Annotated in this window: 13 protein-coding genes; 2 read left to right on the top strand and 11 right to left on the bottom strand. The window is 73.8% G+C overall.

The window, feature by feature from the left end:
- The 5 genes from B086_RS0122290 to B086_RS0122265 form a co-directional block, all read right to left on the bottom strand.
- A partial coding sequence (locus tag B086_RS0122290) for an NAD(P)-binding domain-containing protein (RefSeq protein WP_018568645.1) occupies positions 1 to 362 on the bottom strand: 362 nt, incomplete at its 3' end.
- 126 nt (positions 363 to 488) lie between these two features.
- Positions 489 to 1,016 (bottom strand): acetolactate synthase small subunit, encoded by a 528-nt coding sequence (gene ilvN, locus B086_RS0122285; RefSeq protein WP_018568644.1) that lies wholly within the window; start codon positions 1,014 to 1,016, stop codon positions 489 to 491.
- 33 nt (positions 1,017 to 1,049) lie between these two features.
- Positions 1,050 to 2,897, bottom strand: a complete 1,848-nt coding sequence (locus B086_RS0122280) for an acetolactate synthase large subunit (RefSeq protein WP_018568643.1) — start codon at positions 2,895 to 2,897, stop codon at positions 1,050 to 1,052.
- A gap of 264 nt (positions 2,898 to 3,161) precedes the next feature.
- On the bottom strand, positions 3,162 to 6,377 hold the full coding sequence (locus B086_RS0122275) for an EAL domain-containing protein (RefSeq protein ID WP_018568642.1): 3,216 nt from the start codon (positions 6,375 to 6,377) through the stop codon (positions 3,162 to 3,164).
- Positions 6,378 to 6,893: 516 nt separating this feature from the next.
- Entirely contained in the window at positions 6,894 to 7,856 is a 963-nt protein-coding gene (locus tag B086_RS0122265; RefSeq protein WP_018568641.1) for a 2-hydroxyacid dehydrogenase, read from the bottom strand.
- A 77-nt stretch (positions 7,857 to 7,933) separates the two neighbouring features.
- On the opposite strand from B086_RS0122265, the gene B086_RS0122260 reads away from it, so the two are divergent.
- Positions 7,934 to 8,932 (top strand): aldo/keto reductase, encoded by a 999-nt coding sequence (locus tag B086_RS0122260; RefSeq protein ID WP_026252659.1) that lies wholly within the window; start codon positions 7,934 to 7,936, stop codon positions 8,930 to 8,932.
- 165 nt (positions 8,933 to 9,097) lie between these two features.
- Positions 9,098 to 10,258, top strand: coding sequence for a PQQ-dependent sugar dehydrogenase (locus B086_RS0122255; RefSeq protein ID WP_051115893.1), 1,161 nt, complete (start codon positions 9,098 to 9,100; stop codon positions 10,256 to 10,258).
- 79 nt (positions 10,259 to 10,337) lie between these two features.
- Here B086_RS0122255 and B086_RS0122250 read toward each other — a convergent pair whose 3' ends face one another.
- The 6 genes from B086_RS0122250 to B086_RS0122225 all read right to left on the bottom strand — a co-directional run bounded on the left by B086_RS0122250 (position 10,338) and on the right by B086_RS0122225 (position 17,707).
- Positions 10,338 to 10,601 (bottom strand): DUF6191 domain-containing protein, encoded by a 264-nt coding sequence (locus B086_RS0122250; RefSeq protein ID WP_018568638.1) that lies wholly within the window; start codon positions 10,599 to 10,601, stop codon positions 10,338 to 10,340.
- Positions 10,602 to 10,635: 34 nt separating this feature from the next.
- A complete protein-coding gene (locus tag B086_RS40530; protein WP_078531160.1) occupies positions 10,636 to 13,683 on the bottom strand; it encodes a helix-turn-helix transcriptional regulator in 3,048 nt (1,015 codons plus the stop codon).
- 134 nt (positions 13,684 to 13,817) lie between these two features.
- Entirely contained in the window at positions 13,818 to 14,003 is a 186-nt protein-coding gene (locus B086_RS0122240) for a hypothetical protein (RefSeq protein WP_018568636.1), read from the bottom strand.
- A gap of 183 nt (positions 14,004 to 14,186) precedes the next feature.
- Positions 14,187 to 14,837 (bottom strand): hypothetical protein, encoded by a 651-nt coding sequence (locus tag B086_RS0122235; RefSeq protein ID WP_018568635.1) that lies wholly within the window; start codon positions 14,835 to 14,837, stop codon positions 14,187 to 14,189.
- Between the two features lie 34 nt (positions 14,838 to 14,871).
- Positions 14,872 to 15,447, bottom strand: a complete 576-nt coding sequence (locus B086_RS0122230; protein ID WP_018568634.1) for a GNAT family N-acetyltransferase — start codon at positions 15,445 to 15,447, stop codon at positions 14,872 to 14,874.
- Complete coding sequence (locus tag B086_RS0122225; RefSeq protein WP_018568633.1) at positions 15,425 to 17,707, bottom strand: MMPL family transporter; 2,283 nt, start codon at positions 17,705 to 17,707, stop codon at positions 15,425 to 15,427. The genes B086_RS0122230 and B086_RS0122225 overlap by 23 nt, the downstream gene beginning before the upstream one ends.
- Between the last annotated feature and the right edge of the window lie 252 nt (positions 17,708 to 17,959).

Genomic DNA, 17,959 nt, shown 5'->3' with positions numbered 1-17,959 from the left:
GCCGGGGGCTTGATGAAGCCGTAGCGGATGTTCAGGCCGTGCCCGAAGAACAGCGCGTCGCCGTCCTTCAGGTTCGGCGCGATGTGCTCCTCGTAGACCTGGGCCTGGATCGGGTCCGGCACCAGGATCATGATGACGTCGGCCTCGGCCGCGGCCTCGGACGGGCTCACCACGCGCAGGCCCTGCTCCTCGGCCTTCGCCTTCGACTTCGATCCCTCGTGCAGACCCACCCGCACGTCGACACCCGAGTCGCGCAGCGACAGGGCATGGGCGTGACCCTGGCTGCCGTAACCGATGACCGCGACCTTGCGGCCCTGGATGATGGACAGGTCGGCGTCGGCGTCGTAGAACAGCTCGGCCACTGGGTTCTCTCCTTGGTGTGCGGGTTGTGCGTCCCACCGTATGCCGGTGAGGGGGCGGGAAGTTTCCGGGTCTCGGCATACGGGCGGCGGTGTCGCCCGCGCGCCCGTACGCGTCGCCGTGTGTCGTTACGCCGATCGGTCGAGGGCGCGCAGCGACCGGTCCGTGATCGAACGGGCGCCGCGGCCGATCGCGATGGTGCCGGACTGCACCAGCTCCTTGATGCCGTACTGCTCCAGCATCTTGAGCATGGCGGTCAGCTTGTCGCTGGATCCGGTGGCCTCGATGGTCACGGCCTCCGGGGAGACGTCGACCGTCTTGGCGCGGAAGAGCTGGACGATCTCGGTGATCTGGGAGCGCGTCTCGTTGTCGGCGCGCACCTTCACCAGGACGAGTTCGCGCTGCACGGCCGAACCGGGTTCCAGTTCGACGATCTTCAGCACGTTGACGAGCTTGTTGAGCTGCTTGGTCACCTGCTCCAGCGGCAGGTCCTCGACACCGACCACGATGGTGATGCGGGAGATGTCGGGGTGCTCGGTGACACCGACCGCGAGCGAGTCGATGTTGAAGCCGCGGCGGGAGAAGAGGGCGGCGATCCGGGCGAGGATGCCGGGGGTGTTCTCGACCAGGACCGAGAGCGTGTGCTTGGTGGACATGACGGGCGTACCTTCCTGAAGTCCCGGACGCTCTCAGTCGTCGTCGTTGTCGCCGAAGTCGGGGCGGACGTCCCGGGCGGCCATGATCTCGTCGTTGGAGGTGCCGGCGGCGACCATCGGCCAGACCATCGCGTCCTCGTGGACGATGAAGTCGACGACGACCGGGCGGTCGTTGACCGCGTTGGCCTCCTCGATGACCTTGTCCAGGTCCTCGGGGCGCTCGCAGCGGATCGCGTAGCAGCCCATGGCCTCCGACAGCTTCACGAAGTCGGGGACGCGGGTGCCGCGGGCGTCCGGGTTGACGTCGTCCGGGCCCGAGTGCAGGACCGTGTTGGAGTAGCGCTGGTTGTAGAAGAGGGTCTGCCACTGGCGGACCATCCCGAGGGCGCCGTTGTTGATGACGGCGACCTTGATCGGGATGTTGTTCAGGGCGCAGGTGGTCAGTTCCTGGTTGGTCATCTGGAAGCAGCCGTCGCCGTCGATCGCCCAGACGGTCCGCTCGGGCCTGCCCGCCTTGGCGCCCATGGCGGCCGGGACGGCGTAGCCCATGGTCCCGGCGCCGCCGGAGTTCAGCCAGGTGGCGGGCTGCTCGTACTGGACGAAGTGCGCGGCCCACATCTGGTGCTGGCCGACGCCCGCCGCGAAGATGGTGCCCTCGGGGGCGAGCTGCCCGATCCGCTCGATGACCGCCTGCGGGGACAGCGAGCCGTCCCCGGGCTGGTCGTAGCCGAGCGGGTAGGTCTCGCGCCAGCGGCTGAGGTCGTTCCACCAGGCGGTGTAGTCGCCCCGGTGGCCCTCGGCGTGCTCCTTCTGGACGGCCTGGACCAGGTCGGCGATGACCTCGCGGGCGTCGCCGACGATCGGCACGTCGGCCTCGCGGTTCTTGCCGATCTCGGCGGGGTCGATGTCGGCGTGGACGATCTTGGCGTACGGGGCGAAGCTGTCCAGCTTGCCGGTGACGCGGTCGTCGAAGCGGGCTCCGAGGGCGACGATCAGGTCGGCCTTCTGCAACGCGGTGACGGCGGTGACCGCACCGTGCATGCCCGGCATCCCCACGTGCAGCGGGTGGCTGTCGGGGAATGCGCCGAGCGCCATCAGGGTGGTGGTGACGGGCGCTCCGGTCAGTTCGGCCAGCACCTTCAGCTCGGCGGTGGCATTGGCCTTCAGGACGCCGCCGCCGACGTAGAGGACCGGCCGCTTGGCGGCGGTGATGAGCTTGGCGGCCTCGCGGATCTGCTTGGCGTGCGGCTTGGTGACGGGCCGGTAGCCGGGCAGGTCCGTGGCGGGCGGCCAGGAGAAGGTGGTCTGCGCCTGGAGGATGTCCTTGGGGATGTCGACCAGGACCGGGCCGGGGCGGCCGGTGGAGGCGATGTGGAACGCCTCCGCGATCGTCCGCGGGATGTCCTCCGCCCGGGTGACCAGGAAGCTGTGCTTGGTGATCGGCATCGTGATGCCGACGATGTCCGCCTCCTGGAAGGCGTCGGTGCCGATCGCCTTGGAGACGACCTGGCCGGTGATGGCGACCAGCGGCACCGAGTCCATGTTGGCGTCGGCGATCGGGGTCACCAGGTTGGTGGCGCCGGGGCCCGAGGTGGCCATGCAGACACCGACCTTGCCGGTCGCCTGGGCGTAGCCGGTGGCGGCGTGGCCCGCGCCCTGCTCGTGCCGCACCAGCACGTGGCGCACCCGGCTGGAGTCCATCATCGGGTCGTACGCGGGAAGGATCGTGCCACCGGGAATGCCGAATACGGTGTCGACCCCGACCTCCTCGAGAGAGCGGATGAGGGACTTCGCACCCGTGACGTGCTCGGGCGCGGACTGGTGTCCTCCGGATCGGGGCCGCGGCTGCGGATGGTGGGCCCCGGTGGCCTGCTCGGTCATCGGCATTCTCTTCTCGATGCTGAGGTTCTGCGAGGGTTCGGGTGTCGGCTTTCGCCAGGTTCGCACGGTCTGGGACCGCGGTGCGGCAGGTGTCCGTGCAACAAAAAACCCCTCGTGCCGTGAGGCAAGCGAGGGGAGCGCGCCGGTGAGGGTCGCTGGGATCCGCGGAGATATCCGCTGGGTCCCAGCTCAGCCGACGCGCTGTCCAAGTACGAGAATTCGGGTGCGCATGGAAATGACCCTCCCCCCGGCACGCATCCACTGTCAAGTGGGTGGGACGGGAGTCTCATCATGTGGGCGCAGGCTCGTCCCGCCGCCGAAGACGACCGGCAGCTGACCGGCGCGGACACCGGCCCCGCCGCCGCCCGCGTAGACCGGTTCGGCGGCTCCGTGGTGCACCGGGTAGTGGCCGGAAGCGAGCGCCCGGCGCAGCCGGTACTCGTCCAGCGGACCGGAGAACGCCATGCCCTGGCCGTGGGTGCAGCCCATCGCGCGCAGCGCGGCCGCCTGCTCGGGCAGGTCCACTCCGTCGGCCACCGACTGGAGACCGAGGTCGCCCGCCATCCGCAGCAGCCCGCCGGTGATCTTGTGCAGCCGGGCCGACTCGACGACCCCCTCGACCAGGGAGCGGTCGAGCTTGAGCACGTCGACGGGGAGGCGGCGCAGGGCCATGAGGGCGCCGTGGCCGCTGCCGAAGCCGTCCAGGGCGATGCGTACGCCGATCCGGCCGAGGGCCGACAGACGGCGCTCCAGCTCGTCCGGCGACACCCGCGGGTCGGTGTCGGCCAGCTCGACCACGAGCGACCCGGCGGGCAGCCCGTGCCGGGTCAGCAGGGCCTCGACGGCGCCGGGCGGCATGGAGCGGTCCACCAGGCGGCGCGCTCCGACGCGGACCACCACCGACACGTTCAGGCCGGTCCTGGCGCGCTCGGCGGCCTGCTCCACGGCCTCCTCCAGCATCCAGCGGCCCAGCTCGGCCGTGCGGTCGCTGTCCTCGGAGACCCGCAGGAACTCGGCGGGGGTGAACAGCACCCCCTGGGAGGAGCGCCAGCGCGCCTGGGCGGCCACCGAGGTGATCCGGCCGGTGGCCAGGCAGACCACCGGCTGGTGCAGCAGCGTGAACTCGCCGTCGTGCAGCGCGGAGCGGAGCCGGGTGGCCAGTTCCGCCTTGCGGACGACGTCCTGCTGCATCTGCGGCCTGTACAGCTCGACGCGGCCCTTTCCAGCCGCCTTGGCGCGGTACATGGCGAGGTCGGCGTTGCGCAGCAGCTCGCCCGCGCCGAGGCCCGGCTCGGCGAAGGCGACGCCGATGGAGGCGGCCACGCGGACATCGTTGCCGTCGATGAGGTAGGGCTGCGAGAGGGTGACGCGCAGGCGGTCGGCCAGTTCCAGGATGTGCCCCTCGCGGGCGGTGCGGTCGCGGGTGCCGTCGCCGACGATGAGCGCGGCGAACTCGTCGCCGCCGAGCCGGGAGGCGGTGTCCCCGTGGCGGACCGCGTCGTGGAGTCTGCGGGCGGCCTGGACGAGCAGCGCGTCCCCGGCCTGGTGCCCGATGGTGTCGTTGACGGCCTTGAAGCCGTCCAGGTCGATGAAGAGCACGGCGGTGCCGCGGTCGGTGGAGCGGCGGCCGGACAGCGCCTGCTGCACGCGCCGGGTGAAGAGCGCCCGGTTGGGCAGGTCGGTGAGCGGGTCGTGCTCGGCGTTGTGCTGGAGCTGCGCCTGGAGGCGCACCCGCTCGGTGACGTCCCGGCTGTTGAAGATGAGGCCGCCGTGATGGCGGTTGATGGTCGACTCGACGTTGAGCCAGCCTCCCCCGCTCCCGCTCCCGTCCTCGCCCGAGCGCGGGGCGCTCCCGCCGGAGCGGAACCGGCACTCGATGCGGGTGGTGGGCTCCTCGCGCGGACTGGCGGCGAGGAAGCGGCGGACCTCGTGGACCACGCAGCCGAGGTCCTCCGGGTGGATGAGACCGGCGAGTTCGGTGCCGACCAGCTCTTCGGCGGGGCGGCCGTACACCCCGGCGGCGGCCGGGGAGACGTATCTGAGGATGCCGTTGGGCGCGGCGATCATGATGACGTCGCTGGAGCCCTGCACCAGGGAGCGGAAGTGGTTCTCCTTCTGGGCCAGCTCCTGGGTGAGGGCGATGTTGTCGAGCAGCATGATGCCCTGGCGCACGACGAGGGCGAGCACCACGGCACCGGCGGTGATCAGCACCACCCGGTCGACGCTGTGGCCGTTCAGCACGTTGTACAGCACGCCCAGCGTGCACACGGCGGCGGCGGCGTAGGGCGTGAGGGCCGCGAGGGAGCCGGAGATGGGCCGGGTGGCCGGATACCGCTCGGTGGCGGCCTCCGGGACGGGCGGGCGGACGGCCGGGCGCGGGGGCGCCTGGCGCTGGCCGGGCACCCGCTCGGGCGCCGTGCGCGTGTGGCCCTCGGTCCCGGGGGCGTCGCCCGCGGGGGCGTGCCCGTCGGCCTCGGGCAGCTGTCCGTCGGCCACGCGCGCGTGCGGGACGGCGGTCTCGTGGGCGTGCGGTGCGGCCGTCTCGTGGTCGGTGGTGCTGTGGTGCGTGGTGCGGTGGTCCGTGGTGCGCCGGGCCGTGGTGCGGTCGTCGGTGGTGCGGCGCTCGGCGGTGTGCGGGCCCACCCAGGGGGCGTACGCCAGCAGCAGCGAGCCCGCGAACCAGCCCGCGTCGAGCAACTGCCCGGAGCGGTAGCTGTGGTGCATCAGCGGCGAGGTGAACAGGGCGTCGCTCAGCACGGTCAGGGCCAGTCCGCCGATCGCGGTGTTCACCGCGGTGCGGTTGAGCGGTGAGCGCCGGAAGTGCAGCGCCAGCACCATGCTGACCAGGACGATGTCCAGCAGCGGATAGGCCAGGGAGAGCGCGGTGTGCGCGACGCTCGGGCCGTCGAATCTGGCCGCCTGGGCGAGCGCGAGGCTCCAGGAGAGGGTGAGCAGCGAGCCGCCGATCAGCCAGGCGTCCAGCACCAGGCAGACCCAGCCGGCCCTGGTCACCGGGCGCTTGGCGAGCACCAGCAGTCCGACGATCGCGGGCGGCGCGAAACACAGGAAGAACAGGTCCGCGTAGCTGGGGCTGGGCACCGGCACGGCGAGGACGACCTCGTACCACCCCCAGATCCCGTTGCCCAGGGAGGCCATCGCCGAGGAGAGGGCGAACAGCAGCCAGGCGGAGCGGAAGCGGACGCGCTGCCCCCGCGCGAACAGGGCGCACGAGACGGCGGCGGTGCCGGCCGCCGCGGACAGCCCGAAGTCGCCCATGATCAGCGCGGCCTGGCGGGAGCCCCAGTCGCAGGCGGAACCCACGGCGTACCCGGCGCACACCAGTGCCAGGGTCAGCTGGGAGGCGAGCCGGCGCCGTCCGCCCGGTGCGGGCGGCGGTCCGGCGGGCCGGACGGGCGGCGGGGGCGGGACGCGGCGCGCCGCGTCGGGCGCGGTGACGGCGGAGACGGGCGGGCTGCTCACCGGAGCCCCCCGGTCCGCACCGCCGCTTCCCCGGCGCCCCGCGGCCGCGGACGGACCGGGTGCGGGCGCCTCCGGCGGGCACCGGTCCAGTCGTCCCCGCGGCTCCCGCCGTGCCGGTCACCGCGATCTGCGCCGTACCGGTCGCCGCCACCGGCGCCGTACCGGTGGCCGCCGCGGCTGTCATCCCGGCTGCCGCCGCCGTCGTGGCGGCCGTCACCGAAGCCACCGCCGCGGCCTTCGCCGTGCGGGCCGCTGTCGTACGCGGCCGTGTGCCAGGGCATCCGGTGGCGGCTCCGCCGCGTCGGATCGTTCGTCCATAGGCCGTGCATCGCCCGTCGCCCCCCTCACAGTCCGAAATGTCCATCCCCGGCGCCGAATGTGCACGGCGCAGCCCCTGTCGGGGACGATACACCAGTCTCGTCACTCAGGGACATAGCCTCTCTACGCTCCGTGACGACCAGCGCATATGCGAATACGCCCCGCGTCCGGAGGGTCGCGGACGGTGCCCGGAGGGGGTTATACGCCCGCCGCGCCCGTCGTCAGCACCACGTTCGCGAGCGGCTCATGGTTCACGAACCGGTGCAATTGCCCCGTCAGCAGCCGCTCGGCACGCGGCCGGAACGCCGAGGTGGGTCCGCCGACGTGCGGACTGATGAGCACCCCCGGAGCCTGCCACAGGGGGTGGCCGGCGGGCAGCGGCTCGGGGTCGGTGACGTCGAGGGCGGCGGTGATCCGGCCGCGCTCCAGCTCGGCCAGGAGCGCCCCGGTGTCGACCACGCCGCCGCGTGCCACGTTCACCAGGAGCGCGCCGTCCTTCATCCGCGCCAGGAACTCCGCGTCGGCCAGGCCGCGCGTGGTCTCGTTCAGCGGCGTGGAGAGGATGACCACGTCGGCGTCGGGCAGCAGGGCGGGCAGGTCGGTGAGCGGGTGCACCGGACCGCGCGGCGTGGTGCGCGCGGAGCGCGCCACCCGCGTCACGCGCGCCACCTCGAAGGGCACCAGCCGGTCCTCGATGGCGGCGCCGATGGCCCCGTAGCCCACGATGAGCACGTTCCGGTCGGCGAGCGCCGGGTGGAAGCCCCCGCCCCAGCGGCCGCGGTCCTGGTCCCGTACGAAGCCGGGGACGCCGCGCAGGGAGGCGAGGACGAGCGTCAGGGCCAGCTCCGCCGTGCTCGCCTCGTGCACCCCGCGCGCGTTGCACAGCAGCACGCCCGGCGGGAGGTGCCGCAGACCGGGCTCCACGGCGTCGGTGCCCGCGGACAGGGTCTGCACGACCCGCAGCGCGCGCATCCGCTCCAGCGGGCGGATGCCGGTGCCGGCGGGACGCATGTACGGCACGACGTAGAACACGCAGTCGGCCGGGTCGCCGGGGAACTCCTGCCCGCCGTCGTCGCCGCCGTCCCAGAAGAGGTAGTTCGGCCCCTTCGGGAGCCCTTCGATCTCCTCCGGCGGAAGCGGCAGCCATATGTCAGCAGTCATGGTCAGGAGGCTATGCCAGGGGCGCGCGCACGCAGAGGTTAGGTTGGTCCACCGAGCAGAGGGAGGGTTACGGCGAGGTGGAGCGCAGGACGATCGGCGCGGCGGCACTCGCGGTGGGGGCCATAGGACTGGGCTGCATGCCGATGAGCTGGGCCTACAGCACGTCCCGGCAGCGGGGGGAGGAGTCGCTGCGGGCGGCGCACCGGGCACTGGACCTGGGCTCGTCGCTGCTGGACACCGCCGACATGTACGGCCCGTTCACCAATGAGCTGCTGCTGGGCCGGGTGCTGAAGGAGCGGCGCTCCGACGCCTTCGTCTCGACCAAGGTCGGGCTGCTGGTGGGTGAGCAGCACATCGTGGCCAACGGCCGCCCCGGGTACGTGAGACGGGCCTGCGACGCGTCGCTGCGGCGGTTGCAGACGGAGGTGATCGACCTCTACCAGCTGCACCGGGCCGATCCGGAGGTGCCGGTGGAGGAGACCTGGGGGGCGATGGCGGAGCTGGTGCGGGCCGGGAAGGTGCGGGCGCTCGGGCTGAGCGCGGTGGGGGCGCGCGGCGGGCGCCGGTCCCGGGGGCGGCTGTATGACGGAACGATCCGGCAACTGGAGCGGGTGCAGCAGGTGTTCCCGGTGAGCGCGGTGCAGGCCGAACTGTCGGTGTGGTCGCCCGACGCACTGGAGTCGCTGCTGCCGTGGTGCACCGCGCGGGGCGTGGGTCTGCTGGCCGCGATGCCGCTCGGCAACGGCTTCCTGACCGGCACGCTCACCCCCGGCGAGGGCTTCGAGCGGGACGACCTGCGGGCCCGCCACCCCCGCTTCACCGCCGAGATGATGGCCGCCAACCAGCCGGTCGTCGCCGGTCTGCGCCGGGTGGCCGCCCGGCACGGCGGCGGCGTCACCCCCGCCCAGGTGGCCCTGGCCTGGGTGCTCGCCCAGGGCCCGCACGTGATCCCCGTGCCGGGCGCCAAGCGGGAACGCTGGGTCACGGAGAACGCCGCCGCCGCGGACCTCCGCCTGACCGCCCGGGACCTCGCGGAACTGGGCGCACTGCCCGCGGCACGGGGGTCGTGGGACTGAGCGGGAGCCGGTCGCCCACGGACCCGGGGTCCCGGGACGCGGGATCCCGGGACGCGGGGTCCCGGGACGCGGGCGCCTGCCGGGGCGGGATCCGGCCGATCGGCGGCCCGGCCCGGGTGCGGGGGTGTATGAGATGAGGGGGACCGCCGCGTCGAAGGGACAGGCATGAACGTGCGGGCTGGAGCTGTGACCGGGGCGCTGGCCGCCGCCCTGCTGCTGGCGGCCGGGTGCTCGTCCGGACCGCCGCCGCCCGGGGACCGCGGCACACCGCCCGGCACGGCCGCCGCCAGCCCCTCGCCGGGCCGGAGTGCCGGGGAGAGCGCCCCGCCGGCCGAGGGCACCGTCACCGTGCTGCGCACCGTCGCCGAGGGCCTGGACTCACCGTGGGGCCTGGCCCCGCTGCCGGACGGCGGGCTGCTGGTCTCCTCCCGCGACCGGGCCACCCTCACCCGCGTGGACGAGCGGACGGGCCGTACGACGGAACTGGGCACCGTGTCCGGGGTGGCACCGCAGGGCGAGGGCGGCCTCCTCGGCATCGCCCTCTCCCCCGGCTTCGCCTCCGACCACATGGTCTACGCCTACTTCACCTCCGCCTCCGACAACCGCATCGTCCGGATGCTGTACGACCCGAAGAAGCCCCCCAAGGAGCAGCTCGGCGCGCCCGACACGGTGTTCCGGGGCATCCCCAAGGGGTTCGTGCACAACGGCGGCCGGATCGCCTTCGGCCCCGACGGCATGCTGTACGCGGGCACCGGCGAGAGCGGGGAACGCGGCCTGGCCCAGGACACCAGGTCGCTGGGCGGCAAGATCCTGCGGCTGACCCCGGAGGGCGAACCGGCCCCCGGCAACCCCTTCCCGGACTCCCCCGTGTACTCCTACGGCCACCGCAATGTGCAGGGCCTGGCCTGGGACAGCAGGCAGCGGCTGTTCGCGTCCGAGTTCGGCCAGGACACCTGGGACGAGCTGAACACGATCGTGCCCGGCGGCGACTACGGCTGGCCGAAGGCGGAGGGGAGGTCCGGTGATTCCCGGTACCGCGACCCGGTCGCCCAGTGGCACACCGACCAGGCATCCCCCAGCGGCATCGCCTACGCCGACGGCTCGATCTGGATGGCGGGGCTCAAGGGCGAGCGGCTGTGGCGGATCCCGCTGCGCGGCACGGCCGCCTCGGCGGCCCCGCAGTCCTTCCTGACCGGTGAGTACGGCCGTCTGCGCACGGTCGCCCCGGCGGGTGACGGCAGGCTGTGGCTGGTCACCAGCAACACCGACGGGCGCGGCAGCCCGAAGAAGGGCGACGACCGGATCCTGGAGATCCGGGTGACGTGACGCGGGGGGGGGAGAGAGACACAGGGGGAGAAGGAAGGAGATCTGGCGGTCAGGGCAGGGGCCCGTGCGGGCCCGGTGGCTACCCGGCGCCCTCCCCGGGCTGCCCGGCGCCCTCGGGCGCCCTGGCTTCCTCGGGCTCCCCGGCCTCTCCGGCTTCCTCGGGCCCTTCGGCTCCCGCCGCGGGGCCGGGTGGGCGGACGACGACTTTTCCGGAGGCGAGGTCTATCGGTCCCCGGCCGGGGTCGTTGTCCCCGATGTCCTCCCGGCTCAGCTCCAGCCGCTTCTGCTCGTCGTGGGTGTGCTTGCGGCCCGGTGCGAACAGTTCCTCGAAGGCGTTGAACACGGCCCCTCCCTCCCGGTCCCCACCACCGTACGTCTCAGCCGGGCGCGGGGGCGGTGAGCGGGTCGCCGGGGAAGAGCTCCAGCCGGTGCGCCACCGCCGCCGCCTCGCCCCGGCCGGAGACGCCGAGCTTCGCCAGGATGTTCGACACGTGCACGCTGGCCGTCTTGGGCGAGATGAACAGCTCCTCGGCTATCTGGCGGTTGGTGCGGCCCCGGGCGACCAGGCGCAGCACATCGCGCTCCCGCTGGGTGAGGCCCAGGGCCTCGGCGGGATCCTCGGGCGCCCGGGGCGGCGGGGCGCAGGTCAGGGAGAGACGGGCGCGCTGGGCGAGCAGGGCCGCGGAGTCGGCCAGCGGCCGGGCCCGCAGATGCTCGGCGACCGCGTGGGACAGCCGGAGCAGTTCCGTGGCGCGCTCGCGCCCGTCCTCGCCGCCGGTGAGCAGCGCCTCGGCCAGGCGCAGCCGGACCCGGGCCAGTTCGTAGGGGCGCTCCAGGGTCTCGAAGGCGGCGACGACCGGCGCCCAGTCCTCGGGGTCCGCGCTCCCCTCGGCGTACGCCAGCTCGGCGTGCACCCAGCCCTCGTACGCCTGCCAGACGGGCACGTTGACGGTCAGTGCCCCGGCGGCCCGGCGGATGCGGGCGAGGGCGTCGGCGCGGCCCGCCTCGGTGGCGGGCAGCCCGGCCGTGCGGGTCTCCACGGTGGCGGCGCTCAGCAGCAGGGGCCAGGCGTAGCGCTGGGTGCCGGGCGGGAAGCCGTCCTTCAGGGCGCGTCCGGCCTCGGCGCGGGCGTCCAGCAGGCGGCCCTCGCCCGCCGCGACACCGATGGCGATGCGGACCAGGGGCAGGGTGTGCTGCGGGGCGCAGTCATGGGTGCCGAAGTAGGCCCGGCCGTCCGCCAGATGGGCGGCAGCCTTGGCCAGCTCGCCCCGGGCGAGGGCGAGTTCGGCGCGGATACGGGCGTGGAAGGCGCGCGGTTTGGCGCTCTGCCCGACCCGCCGCGAGCGGCAGGCCGCTTCGGCCGACTCCTCCCAGCGGCCCAGGGTGAACAGCGACTCGGCGAGATTGCCCCAGACGTACGCCTCGTGGTCGAACCGGCCGAAGCGCCGGGTGTACTCGATGCCCTGCTCCAACAGAGGCACGGCCTCGCGGGAGCGGCCCACGGACTCCAGCTCGGAGGGCAGGTTGACATAGGAGCGGCCGGCCACGGAGGCGATGCCGTCCGCCACCGTACGCCGGTTGACCTCGCGCATCTCGGCGAGTCCGGCGTCGACGTCGCCCGCCTCGACCCGCAGGCCGCCCAGGGTGAGGCGGGCGGTCATCTCGATCTCCTGGGCGCCGACCATGCGCGCGTACTCCACGGCCCGCTCGGCGGCCGAGAAGGCGTCGGGGCCGGGCTCGTGGATCATGGACCAGTTGGCGACGTTGGCCAGGACCTCGGCGTGCACCTCGGAGGGCGGCAGGCCGCGCACCAGGTCCTGGGCGCGGGCCAGTTCCTGCCAGCCGTCGCCCTGGGCCTTCGCCTGGACCAGGCGGGAGCGCTGGATCCAGAACCAGGCGGCGCGCAGCGGGTCGTGGTCGTCGTCCAGATGGCGCAGCGCCCGCTTGATGATCTTCATGGCGCGGTCCCGCTCCCCGCACAGGCGGCCCGCGACGGCGGCCTCGGCCATCAGGTCCAGATAGCGCAGCGGGGTGGTGGCCGGATCGCAGCCGCACGGCGGGTAGACCTCGGTGTAGTCCACCGGGCGCAGCCGGGCGCGCACCTCCGCGGGGGCGGTGTCCCACAGCTCCATCGCCCGCTCCAGGAGGCGCAGCTGCTCGCTGTAGGCGTGCCGGGCGCGGGCGGTGACGGAGGCGTCGAGGACGGCGGGCAGCGCCTTGGCGGGGTCGTGGGCGTGGTACCAGTAGCTGGCCAGCCGCAGGACGCGCTGGTCGGCGGGGACGAGGGAGGCGTCGGCCTCCAGGGCTTCGGCGTAGCGGCGGTTGAGGCGGGAGCGCTCGCCGGGCAGCAGGTCGTCGCCGACGGCCTCGCGGACCAGGGCGTGCCGGAAGCGGTAGGCGTCGCCGGTGGGGGCGGCGGTGAGGATGTGGGCGTTCACCGCGGCGCGCAGCGCCTCGATGAGGTCGTCCTCGGCGAGCCGGGCCACGGCGGCGAGCAGCCGGTACTCGACGGTGGAGCCGCCCTCGGCGGCGATCCGGACGACCCGCTGGGCGTCCTCGGGCAGGGCCTCGACGCGGACGAGGAGCAGATCGCGCAGGGAGTCGCTGAGGTCGGCGCAGCGCTCGCTGGCGCAGACGGCCAGTTCCTCGACGAAGAAGGCGTTGCCGTCGGAGCGTTCGAAGATGCGGTCGATCTGCGCGGGGTCGGGTTCGGTGGCGAGGATGCCGGCGATCTGGCGGCCGACCTCCTGCCGGGTGAAGCGCTCCAGTTCGATGCGGCGGACCGTGCGCAGCCGGTCGAGCTCGGCGAGCAGGGGGCGCAGCGGGTGGCGGCGGTGGATGTCGTCGGAGCGGTAGGTGGCCAGGACGACCAGCCGGCCGGTGCGCAGGGTGCGGAAGAGATAGCTGAGCAGGTGCCGGGTGGAGGCGTCGGCCCAGTGCAGGTCCTCCAGGACGAGGAGGACGGTGTGGTCGGCGCCGATCTGCTCCAGCAGGCGGGCGGTGAGCTCGAAGAGGCGGGCCGTGCCCTCCTCGTCGGGCCGGCCGGTGCCGCGCGCGGCGGGCTGCTCGGCCAGTTCCGGCAGGAGCCGGGCCAGTTCCTCCTCCTGGCCCGCGCTCGCGGCGGCGAGCGCGCCGGGCAGTTCGCGGCGCAGGGCGCGCAGCGCGGTGGAGAAGGCGGCGAAGGGCAGCCCGTCGGCGCCCATCTCCACACAGCCGCCGAGCGCGACGACCGCGCCCCCGCGGGCGGCGGCCGCCGCGAACTCCTCGACGAGCCGGGTCTTGCCGACGCCGGCCTCGCCGCCGACCAGCAGGGCCTGCGGCTCCCCCGCGCCCGCCCTGGCGAGCGCCTCGTGCAGTGTGTCCGATTCGTGCTCGCGGCCCACGAACACCGGACTGACAGACCTGGTCTCCACGGGTCCGAGCATCGCACGGGGGTGTGACAGCGCGGGAGCGGATTTCGGCGCGGGAGCGGATCCCGGGGTGCCGCCCGGCGGCGGGCGCCGGCCCGGTTCCGGCCGCCCCGGGGCCGGCCGGCCGGGCGCCCGCCGCGCCGGGACGGTCATGCGGCGCGGGTGAACCGGTGCTGCCCGGGGCCGCCGCTATGCGACTCGGCCTCCGGCGCCTCGCGGGAGGCTGTGCGGCGGGCGGCGCGGCGCCCGCGCAGCGCCTCGGCGGCCAGCCGCTCCTGCTCGGCCAGGCGGCGCAGTTCGGCGGAGCGCAGCTCGTGGAGTTCGTAGGCGAACATGGTCTCTCCCCTGGTGACGTGGTGTCCGGCACCTCTTCTCGCGGTGCCGGAGACCACTTTCGCCGTCCAGGGGGGCGGCCCGCATCGGGCGAGTTCCGCATCTTCGGCGGCGCCCGGGGCCTTAGCCGTACCAGGGGGGCCTCAGAGCCGCCGTAAGGTACCTCAGGCGGCCCGGGGACGGGGTCAGGCCGAGGGCAGTCCGAGCAGGACGTCGGTGTACTTCAGGACGGCCAGGAGCAGCCCGAGGACGCCGAGCGCGGCTCCCGCCCAGGCGACCGACTTGATCCAGGGCGCCTGCGGCTCGCCCGGCGCCCCGAACGCGGGCCGGGCGAGCACCACGACGCCGACGATCAGGGCGAGCAGCGCGAACAGCCCGCCCCACAGCGCGGTGGTGTGCCAGGCGTCGCCGTAGACCTCCTTGATCTGCGTCGCGACGCTCGCGGTGGTGGAGGTCCGCAGCTGGCCGGTCAGCTGCTCGCGCGCACCGGCGACGGTGCCGAGCCAGCTGCCGCTGAGCGACACCAGACCGAGCGCCGCGGCCACGACGGCGGCCGCGCCCTGCCCCACTCCGGCCGGGCGGGGCGCGGCCGGTCCGGCGGCCTCCGCCTCCGCGTCCGCGTCCGCCTCGGCATCGGCATCGGCATCGGCCGTCTCGTCGGCGGTGGCGGCCCCGGCCTCGGCGGTCTCCGCGGCGGAGGCGGTCCCGGCGCCGGTGGCCGGAGCGTCCTCCGTCTCCGGTGCCCCGGCGGTGGCCGCCCGGTCGTCGGCGGCGGTCCCGTCCTTCGTGTCGGCGCCGGTGGTGGTGCTGGTCTCGTCTGCGGTCCTGGTTCCCATGCGGGCACCGTACGGACGCAGTCTGAGAGGTCCCTTAACGGTCGCCGCCGCTGTCCACGCGCGCGCGTGCCGCGCGCCACTCGGGGGCGAGCACGGCCCAGATCTCGGTGTCCTGGCGTACGCCCCGGTAGGGGTAGTGCTCGCGGAGCACGCCCTCGCGGGTCAGGCCGAGGCGCCGGGCGACGTTGACGCTGGGCTCGTTGGCCGAGGACACGTGCCACTCCACGCGGTGCATGCCCCGCTCGTCGAACGCCCAGTCGACGAGGATGCGGGCGCCCCGGGTGACCAGACCCTTGCCGGTCCCGGCGGGCTCCAGCCAGCAGCCGATCTCGCAGACGCCGGTCTCCGTGTCGAAGACCCGGAACAGCAGCCCGCCCACCAGCCGGTCCGCCAGCCACAGCCCGTGCAGGAAGCCGGTGTCGGCGGCGCGCTTGTCCGCGTACGACCGCAGGACGGCGCGGGCGGCGTCCACATCGGTGGCGTGCGCGCCGAACGGGATGTGCCGGGTGATGAACTCCCGCCCGCGGTCGAGGTGGGCGAGGAACTCCTCGGCGTGCCAGGGCTCCAGGGGCCGCAGTTCCGCGCCGTCACCCAGGGATATCGCGTACATCCGGTTCCTGCTCCTTCACGAGTTCCGCCATGGTCGCCAGGCCCGCCATGTCCGGCGTGACGTCGCCGAGCCTCTCATGGGCGGCCCGGCACTCCGGCGGCTCGATGCTGATGCGGGGCAGGACACGGTCCAGGCCGCGCGGCAGCCACCAGTTGGCGCGGCCGAGCAGGTGCATCAGCGCGGGCACGAGCAGGGTGCGCAGTACGAACGCGTCCAGCGCCACGGCGGCGGCGAGCGCGATGCCGAACATGGCGATCACCCGGTCGCCGCCGAGCACGAAGGCGAGGAAGACGGAGATCATGATGACCGCGGCGGAGTTGATCACGCGGCTGGTCTCGGCCAGGCCGACCCGGACCGCGCGCCGGTTGTCCCCGGTCTCCAGCCACTCCTCGTACATCCGGCTGACCAGGAAGACCTGGTAGTCCATGGAGAGCCCGAAGAGCACCGAGACCATGATCACGGGCAGGAACGGCTCGATGGGCCCGGCCCGGCCGAGGCCCAGGAACTCGCTGCCCCAGCCCCACTGGAAGATCGTGACGACGACGCCGAAGGAGGCGGCGACGGCGGCGACGTTCATGACGGCGGCCTTGAGCGGGATGCCCACCGACCGGAAGGCGAGCAGCAGCAGGACGCAGCCGAGGCCGACGACCACGCCGACGAACAGCGGCAGCCGGCCGACGATCACCCCGGCGAAGTCGTCGTACCCGGCGGTCACCCCGCCGACGTGCACATCGAGCGAGGTCCCGGTCTCGGCGCGCGGCAGCACCTTCTCGCGCAGCCGGTCGACGAGGTCGCTGGTGCGCTGCGACTGGGGCGCCGAGTCGGGGACGACGTTCAGCGTGGCGGTGGTGCCGCCGGTGTTGTAGGTCACCGGGGTGACGGCGGCGACGCCGTCGGTGGCGCGCAGGGTGGTGCCCAGGTTGTCCAGGGCGAGCCGGTCGGCGGCGCCGTCGACGCGGGTGACCAGGGTGAGCGGACCGTTGACGCCGGGCCCGAAGCCGTCGGCGATCAGGTCGTAGGCCCGCCGGGTGGTCGAGGAGGCCGGGTCGTTGCCCTGGTCGGAGGTGCCCAGGTGCAGGAAGAGCGTGGGCAGGGCGAGCACGGTGACCACGGCGAGGGCCAGCGCGCCGAGCAGCTTGGGCCGCCGCTCCACGAAGGCCGACCAGCGGGCGGCGAACCCGGTGGGCAGTTCGGGCTGCGGTCCGTGCTCGGCGAGCCGCCGCCGCTCGCGGCGGCTGAGGGCGCGCGGGCCGATGAAGGACAGCAGGGCGGGCAGCAGGGTCACCGAGGCCGCGACGGTGAGGACGACGGTGGACGCGGCGGCGAGGGCGACGCCGTTGAGGAAGCCGAGCCGCAGGATCAGCATGCCCAGCAGCGCGATGCAGACGGTGGCGCCCGCGAAGACCACGGCCCGGCCGGTGGTGGCGACGGCGTTCGTGGCGGCCTCGGCGACCCCCAGCCCGCGTTTGAGGCCGCGCCGGTGGCGGGTGACGATGAACAGCGCGTAGTCGATGCCGACGCCGAGGCCGATGAGCATGCCGAGCATGGGCGCGAAGTCGGCCACCGTCATGGCGTGACCGAGCAGCCCGATGGCGGCGTGGGCGGTGCCGACGCTGACCAGCGCGGTGGCGATGGGCAGCAGGGACGCGGCGAGCGAGCCGAAGGCGAGCAGCAGCACCAGACCGGCCACGGCGACGCCCAGGATCTCCGCCAGGTGCCCGCCGGAGGACTGGGTGGCGCCGACGGCACTGCCGCCCAGCTCCACCTGGAGTCCGTCGCCCTGTGCCTCCTTGGCGGTGTGCACGACGGCCTTCGCCTGGGCCTCGGTGATGTCCTGGGCCGGGCGGGTGAAGGTCACCGTCGCGTACGCGGTGCGGCCGTCCCGGCTGATCCGGTCCGTGCTGCGGCCGCTCTGCCCGCCCTGGTCGCTCTGGCCCTTGTACGGGCTGGTCACGGAGGCCACCTCGGGCAGCGCCTCGATGCGGTCCAGGGTCCGGGTCATCGTCTGCTCGACGTCGGCGGCGCGCACGGTGCCGTCCTCGGTGTGCCAGACGACGGTGTCGCTGTCCCCGCCGAGGCCGGGGAAGCCCTGGCGCAGCAACTGGGTGGCGCGGCCCGAGTCGGTGCCGGGGACCTCGTAGTCGTTGGAGTACGCCGGGCCGGCGACGGCGGCGGCGACCGTGACCCCGCCGAGGGCCAGCAGCCAGAGCAGGACGGTGACGAGGCGGTACCGGACACACCAGCGCGCGAGGGCTGCCACGAAACGTGCTCCCAGGGAACTGTATGGGGATCTTTGGCCGGGAACAGTCGTCCATGAACGGAACGGCCCGCAAAGAACGCATGAGCAAGGTGAAAACACTCTTGCAGGCGAATGTGATCGTTTAGCGCATTCGTGGCGTTACTCACAGGAATGCGGCCCGGTTCACCCGCGATCGGGTGAAGCCGGGGCCGGTCCGCTCACACAGCGGGAGGGACCGTCACGGAAGCGTGGTCGCGGCGCTCGCAGGGTTCG

The organism is Streptomyces sp. PsTaAH-124 (assembly GCF_000373685.1).
In the GTDB taxonomy this organism is placed as follows: Bacteria; Actinomycetota; Actinomycetes; order Streptomycetales; family Streptomycetaceae; genus Streptomyces; species Streptomyces andamanensis.
The sequence above is the reverse complement of the archived record's forward strand: the minus strand, read 5'-3'. Positions and strand labels throughout refer to the sequence as shown.